This window comes from Salinicola lusitanus (assembly GCF_038648475.1).
Taxonomy (GTDB): Bacteria; Pseudomonadota; Gammaproteobacteria; order Pseudomonadales; family Halomonadaceae; genus Salinicola; species Salinicola lusitanus.
Window position 1 is genome coordinate 4,046,342 of record NZ_CP151919.1, and the last position, 25,628, is coordinate 4,071,969.

General features: G+C 64.0%; 21 protein-coding genes. 3 read left to right on the forward strand and 18 right to left on the reverse strand.

The annotated features are described in order from the left end of the window. Window positions 1–115: 115 nt before the first annotated feature. Window positions 116–736 (forward strand): phosphoadenosine phosphosulfate reductase family protein, encoded by a 621-nt coding sequence (locus AAGT95_RS18285; RefSeq protein WP_110602435.1) that lies wholly within the window; start codon window positions 116–118, stop codon window positions 734–736. A gap of 83 nt (window positions 737–819) precedes the next feature. On the opposite strand, the gene cysB is transcribed toward AAGT95_RS18285, so the two are convergent. Then, complete coding sequence (gene cysB, locus AAGT95_RS18290; RefSeq protein ID WP_342594726.1) at window positions 820–1,788, reverse strand: HTH-type transcriptional regulator CysB; 969 nt, start codon at window positions 1,786–1,788, stop codon at window positions 820–822. Between the two features lie 242 nt (window positions 1,789–2,030). On the opposite strand from cysB, the gene trxA reads away from it, so the two are divergent. Further along, the gene (gene trxA, locus AAGT95_RS18295; protein ID WP_110602432.1) at window positions 2,031–2,354 is read left to right on the forward strand and encodes a thioredoxin; all 324 of its coding nucleotides are present in this window, start codon (window positions 2,031–2,033) and stop codon (window positions 2,352–2,354) included. Window positions 2,355–2,448: 94 nt separating this feature from the next. Here the strand turns inward: trxA and AAGT95_RS18300 are convergent, their stop codons facing one another. The 14 genes from AAGT95_RS18300 to AAGT95_RS18365 all read right to left on the reverse strand — a co-directional run bounded on the left by AAGT95_RS18300 (window position 2,449) and on the right by AAGT95_RS18365 (window position 21,306). Next, complete coding sequence (locus AAGT95_RS18300; protein ID WP_110602431.1) at window positions 2,449–3,555, reverse strand: AI-2E family transporter; 1,107 nt, start codon at window positions 3,553–3,555, stop codon at window positions 2,449–2,451. 186 nt (window positions 3,556–3,741) lie between these two features. Next, window positions 3,742–4,566 (reverse strand): phosphate ABC transporter ATP-binding protein PstB, encoded by an 825-nt coding sequence (gene pstB, locus AAGT95_RS18305; protein ID WP_110602429.1) that lies wholly within the window; start codon window positions 4,564–4,566, stop codon window positions 3,742–3,744. 20 nt (window positions 4,567–4,586) lie between these two features. Continuing rightward, window positions 4,587–5,438, reverse strand: coding sequence for a phosphate ABC transporter permease PstA (gene pstA / locus AAGT95_RS18310; RefSeq protein WP_110717972.1), 852 nt, complete (start codon window positions 5,436–5,438; stop codon window positions 4,587–4,589). 17 nt (window positions 5,439–5,455) lie between these two features. Then, entirely contained in the window at window positions 5,456–6,394 is a 939-nt protein-coding gene (pstC, locus tag AAGT95_RS18315; protein WP_342594727.1) for a phosphate ABC transporter permease subunit PstC, read from the reverse strand. A gap of 105 nt (window positions 6,395–6,499) precedes the next feature. Continuing rightward, window positions 6,500–7,543, reverse strand: a complete 1,044-nt coding sequence (gene pstS, locus AAGT95_RS18320; RefSeq protein WP_342594728.1) for a phosphate ABC transporter substrate-binding protein PstS — start codon at window positions 7,541–7,543, stop codon at window positions 6,500–6,502. A gap of 326 nt (window positions 7,544–7,869) precedes the next feature. Next, complete coding sequence (locus AAGT95_RS18325; RefSeq protein ID WP_342594729.1) at window positions 7,870–9,084, reverse strand: Bcr/CflA family multidrug efflux MFS transporter; 1,215 nt, start codon at window positions 9,082–9,084, stop codon at window positions 7,870–7,872. A 272-nt stretch (window positions 9,085–9,356) separates the two neighbouring features. Continuing rightward, on the reverse strand, window positions 9,357–9,863 hold the full coding sequence (locus AAGT95_RS18330; RefSeq protein ID WP_110602422.1) for an STAS domain-containing protein: 507 nt from the start codon (window positions 9,861–9,863) through the stop codon (window positions 9,357–9,359). Beyond that, window positions 9,856–10,995: a response regulator gene (locus AAGT95_RS18335; protein WP_110602447.1), complete on the reverse strand. Its 1,140-nt coding sequence runs from the start codon at window positions 10,993–10,995 to the stop codon at window positions 9,856–9,858. Before AAGT95_RS18335 ends, AAGT95_RS18330 begins: the two co-directional genes overlap by 8 nt. A gap of 16 nt (window positions 10,996–11,011) precedes the next feature. After that, entirely contained in the window at window positions 11,012–11,758 is a 747-nt protein-coding gene (locus AAGT95_RS18340; protein WP_110602420.1) for an MlaA family lipoprotein, read from the reverse strand. Further along, complete coding sequence (locus AAGT95_RS18345; protein ID WP_342594730.1) at window positions 11,758–12,888, reverse strand: beta-ketoacyl-ACP synthase III; 1,131 nt, start codon at window positions 12,886–12,888, stop codon at window positions 11,758–11,760. Before AAGT95_RS18345 ends, AAGT95_RS18340 begins: the two co-directional genes overlap by 1 nt. Window positions 12,889–12,972: 84 nt before the next feature. Beyond that, complete coding sequence (hrpA, locus tag AAGT95_RS18350) at window positions 12,973–16,986, reverse strand: ATP-dependent RNA helicase HrpA (RefSeq protein ID WP_342596546.1); 4,014 nt, start codon at window positions 16,984–16,986, stop codon at window positions 12,973–12,975. A gap of 112 nt (window positions 16,987–17,098) precedes the next feature. Further along, on the reverse strand, window positions 17,099–18,808 hold the full coding sequence (locus AAGT95_RS18355; protein WP_110602416.1) for an AMP-binding protein: 1,710 nt from the start codon (window positions 18,806–18,808) through the stop codon (window positions 17,099–17,101). 125 nt (window positions 18,809–18,933) lie between these two features. Beyond that, window positions 18,934–20,730 (reverse strand): VWA domain-containing protein, encoded by a 1,797-nt coding sequence (locus AAGT95_RS18360; protein WP_110602411.1) that lies wholly within the window; start codon window positions 20,728–20,730, stop codon window positions 18,934–18,936. Between the two features lie 90 nt (window positions 20,731–20,820). Next, a complete protein-coding gene (locus tag AAGT95_RS18365) occupies window positions 20,821–21,306 on the reverse strand; it encodes a hypothetical protein (RefSeq protein ID WP_342594731.1) in 486 nt (161 codons plus the stop codon). A gap of 223 nt (window positions 21,307–21,529) precedes the next feature. Here AAGT95_RS18365 and AAGT95_RS18370 point away from each other — a divergent pair, with 223 nt between their 5' ends. Next, complete coding sequence (locus AAGT95_RS18370; RefSeq protein WP_342594732.1) at window positions 21,530–23,599, forward strand: S9 family peptidase; 2,070 nt, start codon at window positions 21,530–21,532, stop codon at window positions 23,597–23,599. Between the two features lie 48 nt (window positions 23,600–23,647). On the opposite strand, the gene AAGT95_RS18375 is transcribed toward AAGT95_RS18370, so the two are convergent. The 3 genes from AAGT95_RS18375 to rnd all read right to left on the reverse strand — a co-directional run bounded on the left by AAGT95_RS18375 (window position 23,648) and on the right by rnd (window position 25,587). Continuing rightward, on the reverse strand, window positions 23,648–24,103 hold the full coding sequence (locus tag AAGT95_RS18375) for a YcgN family cysteine cluster protein (protein WP_342594733.1): 456 nt from the start codon (window positions 24,101–24,103) through the stop codon (window positions 23,648–23,650). Between the two features lie 75 nt (window positions 24,104–24,178). Continuing rightward, complete coding sequence (locus AAGT95_RS18380; protein WP_110710591.1) at window positions 24,179–24,466, reverse strand: YcgL domain-containing protein; 288 nt, start codon at window positions 24,464–24,466, stop codon at window positions 24,179–24,181. Next, window positions 24,466–25,587 (reverse strand): ribonuclease D, encoded by a 1,122-nt coding sequence (rnd, locus tag AAGT95_RS18385; protein WP_342594734.1) that lies wholly within the window; start codon window positions 25,585–25,587, stop codon window positions 24,466–24,468. Before rnd ends, AAGT95_RS18380 begins: the two co-directional genes overlap by 1 nt. Window positions 25,588–25,628 lie beyond the last annotated feature (41 nt).

Genomic DNA, 25,628 nt, shown 5'->3' on the forward strand with positions numbered 1-25,628 from the left:
CCTAACCAAACGGTATTGGTCGGCGCCTCGAGGGGGTTGGTAGAGTGGCAGCCATCCCACATATCCTCGCTGCGCCTCGTCGGAAACTCAGGCGAGCCCTCCAAAGGAGTCACCCATGGCGTTCGACCTCGATGCTCTCAATCGTGAAATCGGCCACGATCCTCTGGCCCTCACCGAGTTTGCACTGGGCCTGGATCAGAAGGCGATCTGCACCACCAATTTCCGTCCGTTCGAGGCCGTGATCCTGCACCTGGTCACCCGCGTTCGTCCCGACATCCCCGTCATCTGGATGGACAGCGGCTACAACACGCCCGCGACCTACCGCTTCGCCGAGGAGCTGACCAGGCGGCTCGATCTCAACCTGACCATTTACCACCCACACCGCTCGCGGGCCCATCGGGAGTCCGTGGAGGGGCCGACCCCGGAAATCGGCGACCCACGGCATGCAGCGTTCACGGAAGAGGTCAAGCTGGAACCATTTCGACGGGCGCTGGCCGAAACGGCGCCGGATGTCTGGTTCACGGCGCTGAGGGCCGAGGACACCCCGGAGCGCTCGCGCATGCAGCCGCTGTCGCGCAATGCCGATGGCCTGCTGAAAGTGGCGCCCGTGCTGCACTGGACTGCCAAGCAGATGTACCAGTACCTGCAACAGCACGACCTGCCCAACAATTTCGACTACTTCGACCCGACCAAGGTCGAGGACAAGCGTGAATGTGGGCTGCACCTGCAGCACTGATTGACTCAGGTACATAGTGCAGAGCGCCCCGCCGATGGCGGGGCGCTCTACGTTCGGGCAGGCTGAAACAGGGGAAGCGCCCCTCAAAGTACGGGCAGTTGAATTCCCTTGAACAGCTCGGCCTCGTGCCTCGGGCCCGCTGCCAGCGCTCGCTCGACGGTCTCTCGATCCAGGTGGGGGGCCATGCGTTTGACGAAGTCGTACATGTAGGTCCGCATGAAGGTGCCGCGACGAATGCCGATCTTGGTGGTGGAGCTCTCGAACAGATGCGAGGCATCCACCGCCACGAGATCGCTGTCGGCCACCGGATCGACCGCCATGTGGGCGACAATGCCGATGCCAAGACCCAGCCGCACGTAGGTCTTGATCACGTCGGAATCGGCTGCGGTAAGGACGACGTTGGGCGTCAGATCCCGGGACTTGAAGGCGTCGTCGAGCTGGGAGCGACCGGTAAAACCGAAGACATAGGTTACCAGCGGGTGCTCGGCCACCCGTTCGAGTGTCAATTCACCGCTCGCCAGAGGGTGCCCCTCGGGTACCAGGACACAGCGATTCCAGCGATAGCACGGTAGCAGCACGAGATCGTTGAACAGCTCGAGCGACTCGGTACAGATCGCGAAATCCGCCGTCCCCTCGCTCACCATCTGGGCGATCTGCTTGGGCGTTCCCTGCTGCATGTGAAGGGCGACATCCGGGTACTTCTGACGGAATTCGCCGATCACGCTGGGCAGCACGTAACGCGCCTGCGTATGCGTCGTGGCAATCGCCAGACTGCCGCGGCGTTCGTCGCTGTGCTCCTGAGCGACGTGCTTGATGTCATCGACCGTGCGCAGTACCTTGCCGGCCAGCTCGACGATCGCCTCCCCTGCCGGCGTGACGCGTGTCAGATGCTTGCCGCTGCGCGCGAATATCTCTACCCCTAGCTCGTCTTCCAACAGTCGAATCTGCTTGGAAATTCCAGGTTGTGACGTGAACAGGCTCTGAGCGGTTGCCGAGACATTGAGCTGATGCCGTGTCACTTCCCATACGTAGCGCAACTGTTGGAGCTTCATGAGCAACCTCGTGGCTTCCAGAATCTTCAAAACGGCATAAAAAACATGATGTCGATCACTTTACGCAATAAGTCGCGGGGCGTGAAGGCGCTGGAGCTACGATTATTGGATATGAAAAAAGGACGTTTAATAACCTGGCGCTATCGTTCCGATAAAGCCAGGGATTTGCCAGCACCCTGCGCAAGGGCTAACATCGCCCCCATAAGCTCGAGAAGAGCGCAATGTCTCCAGGAGTTAACGTCATGTCCAACAATGTCGATGTCACCACCGCCAATTTCGAGCAAGAGGTGTTGAACGCGGACAAGCCGGTGCTGCTCAAGTTCTGGGCACCCTGGTGCGGCCCCTGCAAGATGATGGCGCCCGTGGTCGACGAAGTCGCCGACGAGAAAGCGGATGACATCAAGGTCGTCAGCGTCAACGTCGATGACGCCCCGGAGATCGCCTCCGAACATGGCGTTCGTGGCGTTCCCACCGTCATGCTGTTCAAGTCCGGCGCCAAAGTGGCGTCACTGGTCGGCGCTCAGTCCAAGTCCCAGCTGACGCAGTTTCTCGAACAGAACGGCTGAGCCTCGCCACCTGTCGACAAGGCCGCGCTTCCAAAAGCGCGGCTTTTTTGTGCCTGAAGACAACCGGCAGCCCCGATTCGGAGAACCCTGAGCGCTATTCGACCTCTTCCTCCAGATCGTCCAACGCTTCCTGAACCTTGCGCTGATGGCGGCGACGGCGCTCCGAGGGGCTGAGCATCTTCGCGATCCAGCGCGTCTCGGGATGGCTGTCGAGGGCAATCTTGAGGGTCATTGTCAGGGGCACCGACAGCAGCATTCCCACCGGCCCCAGGATCCAGCCCCAGACCACCAGCGACAGGAATGCGACCAATGTCGAGAGCCCCATCGTCCGCCCCATGACCCGTGGCTCGATGATATTGCCCAGCACGAAGTTGATGGTCAGGTAGGCACCCGCCAACGTCATCGCCTTCACCACCCCCCCATCCGGCATCGCCAGTGTCAGCAACACCGGGGGTATCGCAGCCAATACCGAACCGATGTTGGGGATGTAGTTGAGAATGAAGGCCAGCGCGCCCCAGAGCAGGGCGAACTCGACGCCGACGAGCCAGGCCGAGATAGTGACCAGCAGGCCGGTGATCAGGCTGATCGCCGTCTTCACGGCCATATACCGCTTGAGGTTGTAGCTGAACTCGGTGAAGCGCTCCAGGCTCGGCCCCGGATTGGTCAGCGCCCTGGCCACCTTCTGACGGAAATCCAGCGTCTCGAAGAGCATGAAATTGACCATCAGCAGGATGACCAGACTCTGGGACAGCACCAGACCGAGACCACTGATGAACCCGGATAGCCAGCTTTGGTCTCCGGAGTCGTCGACCATGTTGGACAACTGCTGCGGGGAGACCGAAAGCCCCTGATTCGCCAGCCACTCCAGCAGGTTCAGATAATGGCCCTCCAGCTGCTTCTGCATCTCGGGCCAGCTATCCATGAACATCGTGAAGCTGTTGCCCAGCAAGGTGCCGAACAGAGCCAGTAGCCCTCCCAGTATCAACAGCGTGATTAGGACCGCCGCGTAGGAGTTGACGCCACGCCGATAGAGCCAATGGACCGGCGAGGTGCAGATCACCGCCACGAACAACGACAGCAGGATCGGGATGATAAGACTTTCCGCGGCGCGTATCCCGGCGATGATGATCGTCAGCGATGCCAGCGTCAGCATCAGATTGAAGGGAACGTTACGAAAAGCGGGTTCCTGTCCGGGCGACATATGCAAGATCCTGGTGGTCACGTCCTGTGGGCCACGACATTAGCACGATCCCGCGGCGGGTACGTTGCTGCGGCGCAAAGTGAGTGAAAGATAGCGGCTTACCGCGAGCCTGACGACAAGCGCCCCCGAGTCGTCGACTCGGGGGCGCCAGCTGCCTGTCCCAGGCAAGATTACGACGGTCGGAGGTCAACCATAGCGACCGGTGATGTAATCCTCGGTCCGGGACTCTCGCGGCTGGGTGAATATCTTGGTGGTGTCGTCACACTCGATCAGGCTCCCCAGGTACATGAACGCGGTGATATCGGATATTCGCGCCGCCTGCTGCATATTGTGGGTGACGATGACGATCGTGTAGTCCTTCTTGAGCTCGTTGATCAGATCCTCGATATACCCGGTCGAGATCGGATCCAATGCCGAGGTCGGCTCGTCGAGCAGAATCACCTCGGGCTTCACCGCGATGGTGCGCGCGATGCACAAGCGTTGCTGCTGGCCGCCCGAGAGCGCCTGACCGCTCTGCTTGAGCTTGTCCTTGACCTCGTTCCACAGTGCCGCCTTGCGCAACGCCCACTCCACTCGCTCCTCGAGATCCCGAGCGGAGAGCTTCTCGTAGAGACGAATACCGAAGGCGACGTTATCGAAGACCGACATCGGGAACGGCGTCGGTTTCTGAAACACCATGCCGACACGAGATCTCAGCAGGTTGAGATCGACCCCAGCCTCATAGATATCGTGCTCGTCGAGCAGAATCTGCCCCTCGGTACGAATCCCTTCGTAGAGATCGTGGATCCGATTGAAGCAACGGATCAACGTGGATTTGCCACACCCCGACGGGCCGATGAACGCCGTCACCTGGCGTTCGGGAATTTCCATGGTGACATTCTTGATCGCCTGGAACTTCCCATAGAAGAGATTCAGATCGTTGACGCGCAGCTTGGTGGCGATCTGCGGGGCGGCAGCCGCTTCAGCGGCGCCGGCGTTGCGCTTCTGGTCGAGATGAATATCGGCTGTCATGGCAGTCTCGCAGCTAGAAATCAGGATCGCTGGCGCGAGAAGTAGCGCGCCGCAATGTTCAGAATCAGAATGGCAGCGGTCAGGATCAAGGCCCCGCCCCAGGCCAACGCGACCAGATCGGGAATGAAGGCGTTGATCGTCATGTTCTGATAGATGGTCATCGGCAGGTTGGCCATTTCACTACCCAGGTCGAAGAAGTTCCACTGATTGGAATTCAGCGACGTGAACAGTAGCGGTGCCGTCTCGCCGCTGATCCGCGCGAACCCCAGGAGAATCCCGGTCATGATCCCCGCGCGAGCGCCGCTGTAACAGACTCGGACGATGATCCACCAGCGATGGGCCCCCAGCGCGGCCGCGGCTTCCCGCAGCGAGTTGGGTATCAACCGTAGCATGTCCTCTGTCGAACGAATGACCACCGGCACGATGATGACCGTCAACGCCAGCACGCCAGCCCAGCCGGAGAAGTTGCCCATCGGGACCACCACTACGGCATAGATGAACAGGCCGATGATGATCGAAGGTGCCGACAGCAGGATATCGTTGATGAAACGGATTACCTTGGCCATCAAGCCCTTGCCGCTATACTCCGCCAGCCAGGTACCGGCGGCCACGCCGATGACGGTGCCGATCACCGTTGCCGCGCAGGTCATGAGGAAGGTCCCCCAGATCGCGTTGCCCAGGCCCCCGCCGTTCATGCGGGTGCGCTCGACGAACGTCGACGGAGAGATCGCCCCGATCCCCTTGGTGACCAGCGTGAAGAGAATTGCGAAGAGAAAGATGAAGCCGATCACCGTCGCCAGTTGGCAGAGCACCATCACCAGCTGGTTGAGGCGTTTGCGACGCCGGTAGAGCGGCGTTTGATTGATATCCATGGACTCTCTCCTCCCGCTCAGGCGTGGCGACCGGTGCTGTTGCGCAACAGGTACCGGGCGAAGGCCAGCACCGCAAAGGTGATCAGGAACAGGATCAGACCCAGCGCCAGCAGCGCCGAGCGCTGGGTTCCGTCGGACTCGGAGAACTGATTGGCGATCAGTGCCGCGATCGAGGTTCCCTGCCCTGTCAGGGTGGTGTTGAGGAACAGGTTGTTGCCGATGACGAACGTCACCGCCATGGTTTCCCCCAGCGCACGCCCCAGTCCCAGCACGACGCCGCCGACCAGTCCCCCCTTCACCGAAGGCAGGATGACCCGTCGTGTCACCTCCCAGGTCGTGCAGCCCAACCCATAGGCGGATTCGCGCATGACCGCCGGAACCGTATTGATGACATCTCGTGATACGGCCGTGATGAAGGGAATGATCATCACCGCCAGAATGATGCCCGCCGTCGCCAGACCGGTGCCGGCGGGAAAGACCGAGGGGAACCAGGTGCGCAGCAGTGGCGCCAGCACCTCCATGCCCCACATGCCATAGATGATCGAAGGAATTCCCGCCAGCAGTTCGATCAGGGTGCTCAGCGGCTGGCGCAGGAACCCTGGACACTGCTCGGTCAGGAAGATCGCGATGCCGAACGAGACCGGCACGGCGATGACGATAGCGATGAATGACGTCAGCAGCGTGCCGTAGATCGCCGGCAGTGCACCGAAGACTTCGACATTGGCCGCCCAGCGGTTTTCCGTGAAGAAGTCCAGTCCGAAGCGCTGGATCGCGGGCCAGCTGGAGAACATCAGTGACGCGATGATCGCCCCGAGTAGCAGCAACACGGCGAAAGCGAAGGCAAACAACGTGCGCTCGAACCACACATCGATGCGCGCCTTTCGTTGCAGCCGCCTGCGAGTGGCGTCGCTGAGACGCCCCAGACCGCTGGTGGGAATCGCGTTGGTGGTGGCCATCTTCGTTCCTCGTCACTTGCCACTTACCGCCCAGGGGCGGCGTCTGATACAGCGCCGCGACGGAGGCGGTTGTCCCGCCAGCCGTCGCGGTACGTCAGTCAAGGATCACTGGGTCCAGACGGCTTCGCCATTCGGGCCCTTGATCTCGCTCCAGCTGTCACGAACCATGTCGGCAACGTTATCCGGCATCGGCACGTAGTCCAGATCCTGCGCCATGTCGTTACCGTTATCGTAGGCCCAGTCGAAGAACTTGAGCGCCTGCTTGGCGGCATCCGCGTCCTGAACCTGCTTGTGCATCAGGATGAAAGAGGCGCCAGTGATCGGCCAGCTTTCGTCACCCGGCTGGTTGGTCAGCACCAGATACATGCCTGGCGCATCCTTCCAGTCGGCGTTGGCGGCCGCGGCCATGAACGAATCCATGCTGGGTGCGACGACCTTGTCTGCCTTGTTCTTCAGGTGCACCAGGCTCAGGTCGTTCTGCGCGGCGTAGGCATACTCGACGTAGCCGATCGCACCATTGGTGTTGGCGATCTGGCTGGCAACCCCGGCATTGGCCTTGGCACCGACGCCTGCCGGCCACGCGACCGACTTGCCCTCACCTACGTTGTCGGCGAAGTCCTGACTGACCTGCGACAGGTAGTGAGTGAACAGGAAGTTGGTTCCGGAGCCCTCTGCACGGTAGACCGGCGTGATCTGGGTGTCGGGCAGGTCCATGTCCGGGTTCAGCTTGGCGATGGCGTCATCGTCCCAGTTGGTGATCTTGCCCTGGTAGATGTCGGCCAGTGTCGGACCATCGAGGTTGAGCGAACCGCCCTCGATCCCCTCGACATGGAACGCGGCAACCACGCCACCCATGACCATCGGCCACTGCATCAGGCCATTCTTGTCCAGCTCTTCCTTGGTCATCGGGGCGTCGCTGGCACCGAAGGTGACCGTCTTGGCGACAATCTGCTGGATGCCGCCGCCGGAGCCGATGGCCTGATAGTTGAGGCCGATGCCGGATTCGTCCTGATAGGCGTCCGCCCACTGCGAATAGACCGGGTACGGGAAGGTTGCGCCTGCGCCGGTAATGGCGTCTTGAGCCTGGACACCAGCGGCGCCCAGAACCATTGATCCGGAAATGAGCGTTGCGAAGACGTGTTTAAGCATAGCGATATCCTGTTTCCACCTTGGATGCGTGAGCGATAACGACGTTGCGAAGGTTGCCAGCACTCTCAGCGCACACCGTACGTCAGTGCCGTGACAGTTTTATGACAGCCATGTCATGGATGAAAAAGATCATTCCGACAGCCGTTATTATCCGAATGAAAAAACCACCGACGATCTGCTGGATCCCCAGAATCGTCGATGGTTCTCGAGGTGCTGCCTTAAGCGCATGGATGACAACCTTCGCGGCACTCACCATGACAAGGTTGGATGACAACTCAATGACAAGCGTCAAAACGCGTAACGATGGCGCCGCTTCGGGTAACGGCTCAGGGAGTCGGGTCCGGGGCCGCGGCTCGATGCTTGAGCGCACGTCCAGCCAGCACTCGCACCGCGACGTTGCCCAGCAGCGTGGCGCCCAGCATCGTCAGCACCGTCGGCCAGGCGCTGGCCAGCTCGAAGGCTCCGACCAGCGCCCCGGACACGGCACCGCAGGTGAACTGCAGACAGCCCTGCAGCGCCGTCGCCGTGGCACTCATGCGGGGGAAGTGGTCCAGCATCGAGGACATGGCATTGGGGCTGATCAGCCCCTGCATCCCCACGAAGACCACCATCAGCGGGGCAATCGTGAAAATGGAATCCAGCCCCGTTGCCACCATCACCACCAGCAGCACGCCTGCCGTCAACTGGACCCCAAGGCCCAGCAGCAGGTTTTGCTGCGGCGTGCGGGTCTTCAGCAGCCGGATATTGAGCCGGCTGGAGGAGGCCATGATCAGGATATTGGCGCCGAAGACGAAGGGATAAAGCGTGGTCGAGAGACCGTAATGCTCCATATAGAGATAGGGCGAGCCAGTGATGAACGCGAACATACCCGCAAACGACATCGATACCGCCCCGATGTAGCCCATCGCCTCCCGGTGGCGCAGCACGCTGGCGTAGTTCCCCAGAATCTGCCGCACCGAGGGTGCTCGCGGATCCCGGCCGTGCGTCTCGGGGAGATAGCGCCCAAGCAGCCACAGCACGAATGCGGCGTAGATGGCGAGAAACAGGAAGATCAACCACCAATCCGCCAGGTGCAGCAGCGCGCTGCCGATGGCTGGCGCCACCAGTGGCGCCATCATCAGGATCATGACCATGGTCGACATCACCTTGGCCGCTTCCCGACCGCTGAAGCGATCGCGCACGATGGCGGCGGAGTTCACCACGCACGCGCCACCGCCCAGCGCCTGCACGAATCGCCACCCCCACAGCGTCGCCAGCGAGCCGACCTGGGTCAGCGCCAGACTGGCGACCAGGAACACGCTCAACCCGATCATCAGTATCGGCTTGCGGCCGAAACGGTCCGACAGCGGACCGCAGACCAGCTGTCCGAGTGCGAATCCGAGCAGAAAGACGCTCAGCGATAGCTCGGTATGGTGCACGCTGGCACCGATCGACGACGCCAGCGCCGGCATCGCCGGCAAGTAGGCATCGATCGCCAGCGGTGCCAGCGCCGTATTGGCAGCCACCAGCAGCGCCAGCCGCCGGGCACTCAAGATCGTCACAGGCTCTCCTTCAAGATCGTCTCACGGATAGGGATCTCGATGTCCGCCGACTGCCGGCCCCTTGGTAATGCTCTCGCCCCGCCGAACGGGGATAGCCCAGGGAATCGCAAGAGAACCTCGCGGCCCGGCGGGCATCCCTGGCCTGGGCGATTCGGCCTCGACACGAAGCCCCCCCCGTCAATGGCACGGATCGCCGACGCGGGCGACGGACGGCCGACACCCGCGTCGCGACGCTCGTCATTCGTTACGGCCGGGTCTCGACCGAGGGTGGCTCAACCGTGCGGGGAAGCGTCGATGCGCTGCGATTCGAGCAGTTCGACGAAGGGTTGGAATTCGTGCCGATTGTGCTCGCTCATGCGCATGAGGATACGGTGGGCTTCCAGGATCCGCTGCTGGATGTCGCGCTCATCGGCCTCGATATGAGGCAGCTCATCCAACTCCGCCGGCTCGGTCAGTGGCGCTTCGAGCAGCGTGAAATAGCGTGCGAAGCCCATGACGTCCAGCATCCGCCGAACGTCCGGGTGCTCGGCGATGATCGTGGGCGGGTCATCCAAACGCCCCTGCACGGCCATCGCCACCTTGGCCAGGAACCCCAGCGCGGTGGAGTCGACGTTGGTCGCCTCGCGCAGGTCGACCATCACCGCCCGCAAACCGGGCAGTTCCGCCAGACGTTGCGCCTCGGCGTCCAGCGTCGCACATAGCGTCAAGCGCACGTCGCCGCAGAGCTTGAGCACAAATACGCCCGACTCGAAGGCCGCTCTTATCCGCCCTTCAATCATGGTCGAAACCACTCAGTGTCATCATGCTGAGATCATCCGGCAGGGGATCCCCCAACGCCAACCCTTCCCTCAGATCGTCGACGCTGGTGCAGTGTGTCGTGCGGTGCTCGAGTTCCTTGAGCCGCGCGTTCAATGACCCCTCCGGCAGACATTCCAGAATGCCGTCGGAGCAGAACCAGAGTCGGAACGACTCAGGTAACGGGCAACCATAGATGGGGTACTCGACGTCGGGAAACAACCCGACCGGGGGCCCCTCTCCCCCCAGGTATCCGCTTTGTCCCTCTGCCTGGAGAATCGGCATCGGCAACTGGGCGCCGAGCGCATAGTGCAGAAAACGGCGCTCATGGTCCAGCACGCCGGCAAAGATCGTGGCGTGCTTGCCGATACCGGTCTCCAGCAACTCCCGGTTGAGTTCGCCCAGCCACCGGGACGGAAACGCTTCCGGTAGCAGCGTTCGCCACTGGGCCAGCCAGCGATTGCAGAGGTACTTCAGCAACACCGTGACGAAGGCGGAAGAGGCGCCGTGGCCGGCGACATCGGCAAAATAGAAGAAACTGTAGCGTTCGTCACAGCGCTGAAAATCGAGAAAATCACCCGACAGATAGAGCGAAGGCGCGAACCAGTAGTCGCAACGCACGCCGTGGTGCACGACGCCCGGCGGTGGCAGCAGCTTGCGCTGCACGTGCCCGCCCGCCCGCTGGTCGTCCCGGAGCATCTCGAGATGCCGCTCGAGGCGATCGTTCAACGCCTCGAGCTCGGCCCGGCTCTCGCTGTGATCGCGCGACAGCCGTTTCAGTTCCAGAGCCCGCTCGATCAAACGCCGCAGAATGTCGACATGCTTGAGCGGTTCGACCAGGTAGTCGATCAGCCCGGCATCGAGCGCCTTGTGCAGGTCGTCGTCGCGCCGGCTCTCGCTGATGACGATGGTCGGACGTCCGACGGCCAGTCGCTCCCACCCATCGTGCGTGACCGCTCGGACATGCGCTACCACGAGATCGCAATGGGCCGGCAATGCCGAAACCGAGACGGCCGCCCGCACCACGATGTCGAGACGGGAAAGTTCTTCGATCAAGCGTTCACGGTCCGGCCCCGGCAGATCGATCAGACCGATCACGGGCAGCTCGTCCGACAGCGTATTGGACACAGGTCTACTCGGCGAAGTCGTCTTCACTATATTCGAAATCGTCACCGAACCCGCCGCTGGCGAACGGATCCTCGCCGGCCGCGCCGTTGGTGACCTCGAACTGGCGACGCTGCAGGTAAGCGTCTCGGATGAAGCTGTAGCGATCCCCCTGGATCAACGTCTCCTGGTCCAGCAGGCTGGCGCGCAGATCCACGTAGCGCAGGAAGGTCAGGCCGTAACGCCACTTGTCGTCTTCGACATAGGTGACCGGATAGGTGTACATATCGACCGGCAGGCCGCTGGTGTCTCGAACCGTGCTCGGCCCCAGAATCGGCAACACCAGATAGGGGCCGCTTCCCACGCCCCACACGCCCAGGGTCTGGCCGAAATCTTCCTCGTTTTCGTCCAGGCCCATGCGCGTGGCGGGATCGAGCACGCCGCCCACGCCCAGCACGGTATTGACCAGAAAACGTCCGGATGCGACGCCGGCATTGCCCCACTCCCACTGGAGAACACTGTTGAAAACCGTGCGGATTTCCCCCAGGTTGGAGAAGAAGTTGCCGACACCATCCTGGACCGGATCCGGCGTGATGGTGTCATAGCCCTGCGCAATCGGCTTGAGCGCATAGCGATCGAGCGTGTCGTTGAACTGATAGACACCACGGTTGAAACCCTCCCACGGATCCTGGGGATTCGACTCTTCCCCCGTCGAGGCACAACCGCTCAACGCCGCGGCGACACAGGCGCCGCCCACCCAATGGATCGATTTCATCAACACGCATTCCCTTTACGCAGTATCACACTGCCCGCACTGTAGCCCGCACCGAAGGAACACACCACCCCCACGTCGCCGTCCTGCAGGTCGTCGCGATGCAGATGAAACGCAATGATCGATCCCGCCGAACTGGTATTGGCATAGCGGTCGAGTATCACCGGCGCTTCCGACAGCGAGGGCTCGCGGCCCAGCACACGCTGCGCGATCAGGTCGTTCATGTGACGGTTGGCCTGGTGGAGCCAGAGCTTCCTGACCGAGTCCCCGGTCAACGACTGGCTCTCCAGATGATCGAGGATCAACGAAGCGACCATCGGGCAGACCTCCTTGAACACTTTGCGCCCTTCCTGGACGAAAAGCTTGTCCAGATCATCCCGCCCGTCGTCGGCAAGACGATTGAGAAACCCGAAGTTATTGCGAATGGCATTGGAGAACTGCGTCTTCAGCCGCGTTCCCAATACCGTGAAGTGCTCCCGATCCTGGGCGAGATGGTCGGCTTCCAGCACGATGGCGGTACAGGCGTCACCGAAGATGAAGTGGCTGTCCCGGTCACGGAAGTTGAGATGCGCCGAGCAGATCTCGGGGTTGACCACCAGCACCCGCTCCAGGCTGCCGGCACGGATCGCGTTGGTGGCCATGTCGATGGCGAAAGTCGCGCTGGAGCAGGCCACGTTCATGTCGAAGGCGTAGCCGCCCGCGCCCAACGCCGCCTGTAGCTCCACCGCGACCGCCGGATAAGGTCGCTGCAGGTTGGAGCAGGCGACGATGATCAGGTCGAGCTGATCGGCACGCACACCGGCCTCGTCCAGCGCCTGGCGAGCCGCGGCCACGCCCATCTCCGCCTGGACCGACAGCGCATCGTTGGCGCGCTGTGGGATGCGCGGTCGCATGCGCTCCGGATCCAGAATCCCCCCGGCTTCCATCACGTAACGGCTCTCGATACCCGAGGCCTTGAGGATGAAGGCTTCGCTGGAGTGCGCCAGCGGCTCGCGTTCTCCCTGCTCGATCGCCGCCGCGTGACGCAGATTCTCTGCATCGACCCAGGTATTGAAGCTGGCGACCAGTTCGGCGTTATTGATCGAATCCGGCGGCGTGAACAGGCCCGTCGCGGTAATCACGGCTTGCGTCATCGGCTATTACCTCCCGCGGCATCCGCCGCTCTCCATCATTACGCACACCCGCCGACGGCGGATGCAGTGTCTCGAGCCCGCCGATCACACGGTTTGCCCGGTTATCTCCTGCCAGCGTCGTGCCAGACGCTTCTCCGACACGCTCTCGAGCGTGCCCAACTGCTGGGCGAACAGCGAGACTCGCCACTCCTGCAACCACCAGCCGAATTCGACGAGGTCGGCATCGACGATGCCATCGCGATGGGTCTGCTGGCGCCGTGTATCGACTCTCTCCTCCCAGGCCTGCACCTGCTGCATCGAAAGCTGATCCCGCCGCAGGTCGCGGGGTGCCTTCTCGAGCCGGATCTCGGCCGCCTGCAGGTAGCGCGGATAATGTTTCAGCCAGGGGCCGGCGTCACGCACGAAGCCGGGGTAGACGAGGCGTTGCATCTGCGCCTTGAGATCACTGTAGGTCAGGGCCAGCGCCAGCGTGACGTTGCCCTTGAGTGCCTTGGTCACTGCCAGATGGCCTTGCAGCGCCTTGTGCAGGTCGACCAACAGCGCCTCGGCGTAGCCGACCAGGTCGCCGCGCCACTGCTCGAGACGAGCATCGAGCGCCTCCCGCGATCGCGGCAATGGATCGACCGCCACGGTCTGGGCCAGGCAGGCATCGATCACATCGCGGGCAAGCTGCTCGTGACTGCCGACCTTGGCAAACAGCAGCGCGGACTGCTTGAGCGCCGGCAGTTCGCGCTGGATGTAGCGCACGATGTCGGGCAACCGGCGCCGGGCCAGGTTGACGATACCGTCGCGGTGGGCGGCTTCGGCACGCGCGGCGTGGTCGAACCAGGCAACCCGCAGTTCGTCGCCCTCCACCACTACCGCCGGATAGACCTCGACCTGAATCCCGGCCTGGCGGGTCGTGCACGAATCGGGCAGCGGCGTTCCGGGCAGGTCGTCGAGACGCTCGGCGTCCTCTTTCGGCGTCTGGGCCAGCGCCTTGGCACCCGCCGCGGCGGCCTCGCCAAACCGCGTCTGCAGTTGGCGCAGATCACGTCCTTCACCCAGCACCTCGCCGTTGTGATCCACCACTCGCAAGTTCATCACCAGGTGCGGATCGAGCTGGTCGTGACGCCACGCCGACGGGTCCAGTCGGGTTCCGGTCTTGATCCGCAGAAACTCGCCCAGCGCCTCCTCGACCGGACGCTCGTCCGGCGTCATCGATGCCAAGGCAGCGTCGACCCAGTCGGGAATCGGCACTACCTGTCGACGCATCGCCTTGGGCAGCGCCTTGAGCAGCGCGATGCACTTCTCGCGCAGCAGCCCGGGCACCAGCCAGCTCAGCCGTCCCTGCGGAAGTTGCGCCAACATCACCGCCGGCACGGTCAAGGTGACGCCATCGTCGCCCGCCCCCGGCGAGAAGTGATAGCTCAGCGGGTAGCGCACGCCGTTGAACACCAGCTCGTCGGGGTACTGCTCGACGCTGACGTCGTCGGCGTTGCGCGCCATCAGTGCCGCTTTATCGAGCTTGAGCAGATCCGGCGTGTCACGTTCGGCCTGCTTGCGCCAGTTCTCGAAGCTGCGTCCGCCGGCGACGTCCGCCGGGACCCGCTCGTCGTAGAAGGCGAACAGCGTCTCCTCGTCGACGAGGATGTCACGCTTGCGCGCCCGATCCTCGAGATCCTCCACTTCCGCCATCATCGCGCGGTTGTGTTCGAAGAACGCCGCCCGGGTCTGGTAGTCGCCTTCCACCAGCGCCCGGCGCAGGAAGATCTCCCGGGCTTCCGCCGGCGCCACCTTGGCGTAATCCACGCGGCGGCCGGTAACGATCGGCAGGCCGAATAGCGTTACCTGCTCCAGCGCCACCACCTGGGCCCGCTTGCGCTCCCAGTGGGGTTCGCTGTAGCTGTGCTTGATCAGGTGCGCGGCCTGCGGCTCGATCCACTCCGGCTTGATCCTCGCCACGTCACGCGCGAACAGACGACTGGTCTCCACCATCTCGCCGGCCATCACCCATTTGGGCGGCTTGCGCGACAGGCCCGACGCCGGATGGATCAGGAAACGCCGGTTGCGGGCACCGAGGAACTCCCGGCTTTCCGGCTGCAGCTGCCCCAGGTTGGAGAGCAGACCGGACAACAGCGCCTGATGCAGACGCTGGGTATCGATCCGAGGTTTCTCCGCCGGAGATTGTTCCGCTCCCGCCACCGCACCCGGCTCCTCGGTGTCGGACTGCACGGCACTCGACGGCTCCAACTTCATCTCGCGGGTCAGCTGGCGCAGTTGGCGATAGGTGTCGTGCCATTCGCGCAGGCGCAGGTAGTTCAGATACTGATCGCGACACCAGCGCCGCAGTTGATTGCTCGACAGCGTCTCGCGCATGGCATCGAAGCCATGCCACAGATTGAGCCAGGCGACGAAGTCGGAGTTGGGGTCCTCCCACTGCTTGTGACGCTGATCGGCGGCCTGACGCTTCTCCGCCGGCCGCTCGCGGGGATCCTGCGTCGCCAGCGCACTGACCACGATCAGCACCTCGCGCAGACACTGGAAACGCTCGCCCGCCAGTACCATTCGCGCCAGGCGCGGATCGATCGGCAACCGGGACAGCTGCCGCCCGATGGCGGTGATGCGCTCGCCGTCATCGACGGCTCCCAACTCGAACAGCAGCCGGTAGCCATCCTTGACGAAGCGGGCATCCGGGGCATCGACGAACGGGAAATCGAACACGTCGCCCAGCTTGAGCGACAGCATCGACAGAATGACCGAGGCCAGGTTGGTGCGCTGGATCTCGGGTTCGGTGAATTCGGGGCGAGAGAGGAAATCCTCTTCGCTGTAGAGCCGGATGCAGACACCTTCGGCCACGCGCCCGCAACGCCCCTTGCGCTGATCGGCGCTGGCCTGGCTCACCGGCTCGATCGGCAGACGCTGGACCTTGGCGCGCGCGCTGTAGCGGCTCATGCGGACCAGGCCGGGATCGATCACGTAGCGTATGCCGGGCACGGTCAACGAGGTCTCGGCCACGTTGGTGGAGAGCACGATGCGCCGGCCGGCGTGGGACTGGAACACCCGGTTCTGCTCGGCATTGGAGAGCCGCGCGTAGAGCGGCAGGATCTCGGTACTCTTGAGTTCGGCGCGGCGCAGCACGTCTGCCGTCTCGCGAATGTCGCGTTCGCCCGGCAGAAAGATCAGGATATCCCGCGGGCCGCTGTACCAGCGCTTTTCGCGCTCGATTCGCTCGACCTCGTCGACCGCCGCCAGAATGCCCTCCTGCAGGGTCAGATCCTCCTCGTCCCGCGACTCCCGGACCAGCGGCCGATAATGCACCTCGACCGGATAGGCGCGCCCGGAGACCTCGACCACGGGGGCGGGCCGCAGCTCGCCGTTGCGCTCGACGGCAAAGTGCCGGGAGAGCCGCTCGACGTCGATGGTCGCCGAGGTGATGATCACCTTGAGGTCGGGGCGTCGGGCCGTCAGGCGCTTGAGATAGCCGAGCAGGAAGTCGATGTTGAGACTGCGCTCGTGCGCTTCATCGATGATGATCGCTTCATAACGCATCAGGTCCGGGTCGTGCTGCGTCTCGGCCAGCAGGATGCCATCGGTCATCAGCTTGACCAGGGTGTCGTCGCTGCTCTGGTCGGTGAAGCGCACCTGATAGCCGACCTGCTCGCCCAGCGGCACCTGCAGCTCCTCGGCCAGGCGAGCCGCCACCGAACGTGCCGCCAGGCGGCGCGGCTGGGTGTGACCGATCATGCCACGCCGCCCCAGCCCCAGCTCCAGGCAGAGCTTGGGTAGCTGGGTGGTCTTGCCGGAGCCGGTCTCGCCGGCGACCACCACCACCTGATGCTCACGCAGGGCCTCGAGAATGGTCTCGCGCTTGGCGGCGACCGGCAACGCCGCGGGGTAGTCCAGCGTCACCGGCTGACGCTGGCGACGCGCCAGCAGCTCACTGGATGACGCCAGTCGCGTTTCGACCTCCTTCAGCGACCGGTCGATCGGCTTGCCGTCGCGGGCACGTTGCGCCAGGCGCTGGAGCCGCCGACGCAGCTCGTAGGCATCGCGCAGCAGGCAGCCGTCCAGGCGAGTTTCCAGGTCATTCAGGGCTTGCAGCGAGGGGGAAGCGATAGCGCTCAAGAGATCCTCTACGTCGGCGAGAACGGGCCGCCACCCAGAGTGGTGACGAACCCGTCATTGTAGCGCCGTCAGCGGACCAACTCACGTCCTGGGGGAACCGATCTCATGCCGAGGGCTTGTCGCCCGCCTTGCCGGCCTCGTCGGCCCCATCCCCGGAGGCCTCGTCACGCAGCTCTCGTCGCAGCACCTTGCCGACGTTGCTCTTGGGCAGTTCGTCTCGTAGCTCGACGAACTTGGGCACCTTGTAGCCGGTCAGCTCCTGCTTGCACCACTGCCGCAGCGCCTGCGGATCGAGACTCTCGTTGCGCGCGACCACGAACAGCTTGACGGCCTCCCCTGTCTCCTCGTCGGGCACCCCCACGGCGGCGGCCTCGACGACATCGGGATGCCCCGCCACCACTTCCTCTATTTCGTTGGGGTAGACGTTGAACCCGGAGACCAGAATCATGTCCTTCTTGCGATCGACGATCTTGACGTAGCCGTCGTCGAGAATCATCGCCATGTCGCCGGTGCGCAGCCAGCCCTCGTCATCCAGCGTCTTGGCGGTATCTTCGGGACGGTTCCAGTACCCTTTCATGACTTGCGGTCCCTTGACGCAGAGTTCGCCACGCTCGCCGCGCGGCAGGGCGCGACCGTCGTCGTCGACGACCTGGATCGAGGTTCCGGGAACCGGCTTGCCGATGGTGCCGATCTGGGGCGCTTCGGGGGGATTGACCAGCGCGATGGGCGAGGTCTCGGTCAGACCATAGCCCTCGACGATGCCGAGCCCGGTGGTCTGCTCCCAGCGCTCGGCGACGACCTGGGTCAGCGCCATGCCGCCGGAGATGGTCATCTTGAGGCGCGAGAAATCGAGCGCCTTGAAATCGTCGCGCTGGCACAACGCGTTGAACAGGGTATTGAGCCCCACGAAGACCGTGAACGGCGTTTTCGACAGCGTCTTGACGAAGCCGGCGATATCGCGGGGGTTGGGGATCAGGATATTGTGCTGGCCGGTGACCATCGCGAACAGGCAGTTCACCGTGAAGGTATAGATGTGATAGCAGGGCAGCGGCGCGATGATCGTCTCTTCACCCTCCACCAGCGCCCTGCCGACCACCTGCTTGGTCTGCAGCATGTTGGCGATCAGATTGCGGTGGGTCAGCATGGCGCCCTTGGCGACGCCGGTGGTACCACCGGTGTACTGAAGGGCCGCCACATCGTCTGCGCGGCTGGCGACCACCTTGGCCTGATGCCGATGACCGGCGGCAAGCGCCTGTCGAAAACCGACCGCGTCCGGCAGCGAGTAGGATGGCACCAGTTTCTTGACGTGCCGCACCACCCGGTTGATCAGCATCCGCTTGGGCCAGGGATGCAGATCCGCCATTTCGGTTACGTAGACATGGCGAATGTCGGTCTGCTCGAGTACTTTTTCCAGCTTGTGAGCCATATTCGCCAGCACCACGACCGCCTTGACACCGGCATCGCGAAACTGGTGACGCATCTCGCGCTCGGTATAGAGCGGATTGGTATTGACCACGACCAGCCCGGCACGCAGCGCACCGAACACGGCAACCGGGAACTGCAGCACATTGGGCAGCTGTATGGCGATGCGATCGCCCGGCTCCAGGTCGGTCTCCTGCTGGAGCCAGGCAGCGAAATCGCCGGAAAGCCGATCCACATCCCGATAACTCAAGGTGTGACCCAGGCAACTGAAGGCAGGCTTGTCGGCGAATCGATCGCACGCCTCGGCGATGATGTCGTTGATCGACTCGAACGCTTCCATGCCCTCCAGCGGCGCTCCCGTTTCGATGCACGGGCTGACGCTGTCGCTCATAGGATCTCCTTGATTCGTGACGGTTATCGCTCTTATAACAGGATCCGGGCGGTGAGGCGCTGCCACCAAGGTTGTAAGACGCTCGACCCGACCGTCACAGGCCGTGGCGAGATCACCGTCGACGGCTAGATCGACGGCTCCTCGCGCCGGGCCAGTCGCCGCCGTCTGACGGCGCTCCGCCAGCGCAGCAGTATCCACGCCAACACGACGATGGCAATGATGATCCAGGTCACCGGTCGCTGCCCGTAGGTCTCCACGTATGGCCTGGCGAGCCGCCACCCCTGCTGCGCCTTGTCGACGGCGATATCGGCCATCTGCGAAGCGGTCAACCCATCGGTGAAGTCATCGCCATCGTCAGAACCCAGGCTATTGTCCTGCTGGCGGGAGTCGCTGGTGATGCCTCGTTCGAGATCCGCGCCGCTCAAGCCGACGGAAGCCTCGGGGTTGAGCCGCACGACCGGCAGCTCGAAGTGCAACGTGCGTCCACCGACACGGGCGTCGGCGGCGATGGTGACCGGCAGCGACTGACCTGGATCGGTCTGCGGCACCGCAATCGTCCACTCCCGCTCCCCGGTCTGGCGCACGTCGAGCGACCTGCCGGTAAGGCTTGCACTGAGCTGGGTATTGCTGACGTCCAGGTCGGGATGATTGGCACGCACGACGATCTGCGAGCCGTCCTCGCTCAGCACCGCACTCAGTGCAGCCACCACGTTGACCGTCTGGACCTGCTGGCGAATCATGCGATCGCTGCGCGCGGTGATCGTCAGCCGGGCATTGCCGAGTTGATCCACTCCCGGCAGTTCGCCGCGAAAGTGGTTATCCGACGGTTCCAGCGGCGTGGCGGCAAGGACGGCCCCGTCCAGGTCCTTGAGTTCAGCCCGAACGGTGAGCCCGTCGGGACGCCTGTCCGCTCCCAGCACCTCCCCGTCCGACGCCAGCCAGACATCCAGCGGCGTGGAAAAGCCGCGATAGAGCGTTGCCGGAAGCGGCGAACTGCGCAGCACGGTGTCGGCATGAATGCCGATACGGCTATCGTCACCGATATCGCCCTCGATCCGCCATTCACCGGCGGCCGGATCGGGCACGGTGACGAGGTCGTAGCGATCACTGCTCTGCCACTCCACGGCACCGGGATGGTCGCCGCGGGAGTAGCGCTGGCCATCCGGACCCACCAGCACCGGAGAATCGACGCCCGGGGCGTGGAACAGCAGCGCGTTGAATTCGTCGATATCGTCGTCGACGCTGAACCGCTGCTGCCCGTCGATGGGGATCTGGTCCCCCGGCAGGATACGGTCGAGGACATCCAGAAAGGCACGCAGCAGTTCTTCCGGCGTATCGGCGACCGCCGCCAGCCCGCCAGTGGTCTGTGCGACCTGCTCGAGCAGCGGCAGATCGACATTGTTCGACAGCGCGATGGCATGGACGACGACGCCACGCCCGGCAAGCTCCGGCGCCAATTCGTTGATGATGCGTTGGCGCGAGGCACTGTCTCGCTGCGCCTTGTCGCTGCCTGAGGCGGGCAAGTCGACCATGCCATCGGTCAGCAGGATCAGATGTCGGTCGGCGCTGTCAGGCGCTGCATCGGCCGCCTGGCGAAGCGCCCGCTCGATATCCGTGAACTGTTGATAGTCGGTCAACTGCGGCGAGAGGCTGGCCACGCGACCCCGCCAGGCGTCCGCCACCGTACCACTCGGGAGAGGATTGGCGACCGTGGTCCCGAAGGTCCAGATCGACCCCCGAGCGCTGGGCGGCAGCAGTGCCGCGGCGAAGCCCAGGGCGTTGGCCCGCAGGTTCTGAGGATCGTTCTGCTTCATGCTGCCTGAAACATCGACGACGATCCGCACGTCCGGTGCGGACTGCGCCAGCGCCCAGGTCGGGGCGAGCCCCGTTGCCAGCATCACCATCAACAACAACGCACGCATCTCTCGCTTCCTTGTCGAAACACACGCCGAGAACGAGGTCACGACATCCTCGTCCAGTAGTATCGTTGGACAGCCCTTCGGACCGGGGAGTCAGTTGACCACCGGCTCGCGGCGGCCATCCGCCTTGCCGTGGGCGTCGCCACGCTTGCCGGGAGCCCTTGCCGCGGCACCCGTCGGCCGCCCCTTTTTCCGGCCGTGGCCAGACCCACTGCCGGTATCGTCATGGCGGCGACGCAGCAGGCGCCAGGCTCCCAGCCCCAGGGCGGCACCCAGCGCGGCGCCGACCAGCAGCAGCGGCATCGCGCCGGCGACCTGACCGCCATCGTGCTGGATGACCCCGACCGCCATCACCACGATGGCCGGGGCCAGGCCAGAGTAGGCCTCCCCCGGCTGCAGCAGCGGCAGCGAGAACGGCGCCACCGCCCATAACCCGCCAGCGACGACGCCGACCAGGATCAGACGCGGTAGCAGCGGTATCCAGCGCACCGCCAGATAGCCGGTCACCAGAACGATCAGAGAAAGAACCCCATAACTCAGCCAGAGCTGCGGCAGCGAATCGGAAAACAGCATGGTCATGACTCTCGATTCATACGATTTGCCACATGGTACACTCCAACCAGTCAAAGCACAGCCGCACCGGCGCCATCGGATGCGTGATTCGACGCCCAGTCGCCGCACTCCGGGCACGCCTCCGCGGATTCGCGAACCCGGCCCCGGCACACCGCTTCCAGCGCCCGGCCTGGCCAGATGACGCCCATTTCATCGACAGCCTCAGCTCGCAAGGATTCCGCATAGTCCCATGTCCCGCTCGCAGACGACCCAAGTGCTTCCCGCAGTTCACTTCCGGCGTGATGATGACCCCGACTGGCACTGGCTGGAGTCACGCGACGACCCTCAGGTCAAGGCGTTCCTGCGCGCCGCCAATCGCGAGAGCGATGCGTTCTTCTCTCCCCTCGCAGCGCTGGAGGACGCTCTCTACGAGGGCCATCTGGCGCGGCGGGAACTCAGGGTGGTCGGCCTGCCCATGGCGCTGGAGCGTTTCCGCTACTGGAGTGAAACGGCCGGCGACGCGGACTATCCACGGTGGTGGCGACAGCCGATCGCCGAAGAGGCCGAACCGGAACTGCTGCTGGACATCGAGTCGCGCTCGAAGGCCCACGACTTCCTCGAGCTGGGCGACATGGCGATCTCGTCGGACGAGCAGTGGCTTGCCTGGACCGAGGATGTCAGCGGCAACGAATACTTCGACCTCTACCTGAAACGGCTACCGGATGGTGAGCCAACCCGCCTGCGTCGTCGCATCGGCCCGGACCTCGTATGGGCGGAGGACAACCGCACGCTGTTGTTCACCCGCTACGACGCCACGCAGCGCCCCGCCAGCGTATGGCTGCTGCGACCCGGCGACGACCACTGCGAGAAGATCTTCGAGGAAACCGATGTCGAATTCTGGGTGGGCCTGGGCAAGACGCGCTCTCGCCAGTGGCTGATCCTGGAGACGGCCTCCAAGGACACTGCCGAATGCCACCTGATACCGGCCGATGCACCCGGCACCCCGCCCCGGTGCGTGCGCCCGCGGGAGGCGGGGGTCGAATACGGTCTGGATCACCGTGCCGACACCTTCTACGTGCTCCACAATCGCGATGCCTCTCACTTCCGCCTGGACACCGCCCCGACGTCTCGACCGTCGAGCTGGACCCCCCTGGTACCGCATCGCGACGACGTCACCCTGGAGGGCATCGACGCCTTCGCTTGGGGCCTGGTGATCACCGAGCGTGACCATCACGAAGCCCAGGTCTACCTGCGCGTGATCGAACTCCCGGATACCGGGTCATCGGAGGACAGCACCCCGCGGCCGGGGGCGCTGCCGGGCTCGCGGCTGCCGCTGCCCGAGGCCCCCTGCAGCCTGGCACTCGGTGACACACCCGACTTCCATACCCGCAAGCTTCACCTGCGCGAGGAGTCGTTCACCCTGCCGGTGCGATGGATCGAACATGACCTGGACAGCGGCGAGCAGCGCGTTCTCAAGACGCAGCCGCTGTATGGTGATCTTCAGCCCCAGGACCTGATCTGCCAAAGGCTATGGGCAGAGGGCCACGACGGAGAGCGCATCCCTGTCTCGGTGGTCGCCAGAGCCGATGACCTGGGCAAGGCGCCGATGCCGACGCTGCTCTACGGCTATGGCGCCTACGGCGAGGTCCTCGATCCCTGGTTCTCGATCGCACGCCTGGAACTGCTCTCCCGGGGCGTCGCGTTCGCGGTCGCCCATGTGCGCGGCGGTGGCGATCGCGGGGAGCCCTGGTATCTGGCGGGCAAGCTCGAGCACAAGGAAAACAGCTTCAGGGACTTCCTGGCGGCGCGTCATGCGCTGGTCGCCGGAGGCCTGTCGGACCCGAACCGGGTAGCGGCCTATGGCGCCAGCGCCGGCGGCCTGCTGGTGGGAGCCAGCCTCAACATGGAGCCAGAAGCCTTCTGCGCCGCCGTGCTCGACGTCCCCTTCGTCGACGTGCTGCGGACGATGGAGAATCCCGACCTCCCCCTCACCACGGCGGAGTACACCGAGTGGGGCAATCCGGACGAGCCCGCCGTACGCCGGCGCATTCGTGATTATTCACCGCTCGACAACCTGACCGCCCAGCCCTACCCCAGCATGCTGCTGCAGGGGAGCTGGCACGATTCACGGGTGCCTTACTGGGAACCGGCCAAGCTCTACGCGCGCGTGACCGAATTGGGTAGCGCCCGGGGGCCGGTACTGCTGCGCACCGACATGGCAGCCGGGCATGGCGGGGCATCGGGCCGATTCAAGGCCTGGCGGGACAATGCACGCCAGGATGCCTTCATCCTGTGGTCGCTGGGACTCGCCGGGCAGTAGCGCCGGAAAACGCGCATCGGTCGATGATGATTCTGTACCCGCTCACGTTCAGCGCTGTTCGTCGAGCGGGATGATATCGATGATATGGGCCTCGTAGTCGGCCTCGTCGACATCGGTTTCACTGACGGCAAAATGGCGCACGCTCATCCCGCGCTCGTGCATGCGACGATCGTCACCGCTGCGTAGCGGATGCCAACTGGCCAGCTTGCGCCCTTCGGCGAGACGACGATAGGCGCAGCTGTGGGGCAACCAGTGGAACTCGTCGAGGTTCTGCAGGCTCAACTGGGTGCACTCGGGCACTTTCTCGAAGCGGTTCTCGTAGTCGCTGCAACGGCAACTGCCGATGTCCAGCAGCCGGCAGGCCACGTTCAGCGTCGCGACATCGCCCGTGTCGGCATCTTCCATCTTGACCAGACAGCACTTGCCGCACCCGTCGCAGAGCGCCTCCCACTCCTGCTGGGTCAACTCCTCGAGGGAAAAGCGTTCCCAGAATCGATCACGCATATCGACCTCCGCCCCGGTGATTCTCGCCGCACCCTCGCCTTGGGAACGTGCGCCGAGGGGGTGTGGTACGTCTCATCACTCCCCCCGCGGCGTGAACAGATCCAGCATCTCCGGATCCTTGGCCGGCGGCATCTGCAGATAGAAGCCCTGATCACGGATCGCCGCCATGACCTTGACCACGTCGACGCGCGCCAACGGCCGCTCGGCCCTCAGCAGCAGCGTCATCACCGCGATGGGCGGCCCGAACCGCTCACGCAGCGCCTGCGGCACCGGCGCCATGCCCTGGGCCTTGTCGAGATAGAGATACATCTCGTCTCGACGCGGGCTCTTGACCACCTCGCAAATCAGCCGGGAGGCGTCCATCACGCTGCCTCCTGTTCAGCCAGCGCCCGTTCCCAGTCGGCCGCCAGCACGCGCCCGCGCCATCCGGTCGGCAATGGCAGCGTCTCCCGCTTGAGATGGGCGGTGACGATCGCCTCCATCTCCGCTCGGTTGGCGAGTCGCTCCGGGGCGACGCCAAGCGCCTCGGCGTGGGTCTGGACGACCTGCTTCAGCGCCTTGACGCGACGCTTGAACGGGGGCGAGTTCGGCACCGGCAGCGGTTCGCAGAGCGCCGCTTCATCCTGGTGCTGCGCGGTCTTGACCAGTGCCAGCAAGGTGTCGCCTTCGCGCTTGACCAGGCTGGGGGTGACGCCTTCGATGGCCGCCAGCTCGTAGCGATTCTGCGGCATGGCCTCGGCGACCGCGAACAGCACGGCATCCTTGACCAGCCAGCCGCGCGGGACGTCGCGACGACGTATCTCCACTTCCCGCCAGGCCGTGAGTTCGCGGTACGCCTCGATCTGGCGCGGCTTCAGCCGCCACAACTGACGGTGACGGGCATACCATTGCTCGGCGCTCCCCTCGTGCCCACGGCTCAACGCCGCGCACTCTTCCTCCAGCCATTCTGCGCGCCCCAGCTCGACCAGCTCACGCGACTGGCCCTCCCAGATGGCGGGAAGGAACACCACGTCCAGCGCCGCATATTCGAGCTGAGCTGGCGTCAGTGGACGTTCCAGCCAGTTCGAGCGAGTCTCCTCCTTCGGCAGATCGACGTCACAGCGTCGGGCGACGAGCCGCCGGTAACCGATCGCCGAGTCGCTGCCCAGAAAAGACTCGGCGATCTGTGTATCGACCAGCGGCGCCACCGTCACGCCGGCCCACAGCGCCAACACGTCCAGATCCTCGCCACAGGCGTGGATCAGCTTCAAGGGCCCGCCGCCCAGCAACCGCTGAAACGCCTCGCTGGCCGCCACTGCCTGCGGATCGATCAGGTACACCGTTTCTCCAGCCGTCAGCTGAATCAACGCCGGCACGGGGAAGAAGGTGGTCTCTCGGAAGAACTCGGTATCCAGCGCCACGACATCCGCCTCGGCCAGCACCTCGTAAGCGGCCTGCAACCCTTCCGGGGTGTCGACCCAACATAGCGAATAGTCAACGCTCATTCAGATTCCTTGCGGCCACGGACGTGGCCCTGCGATACGAA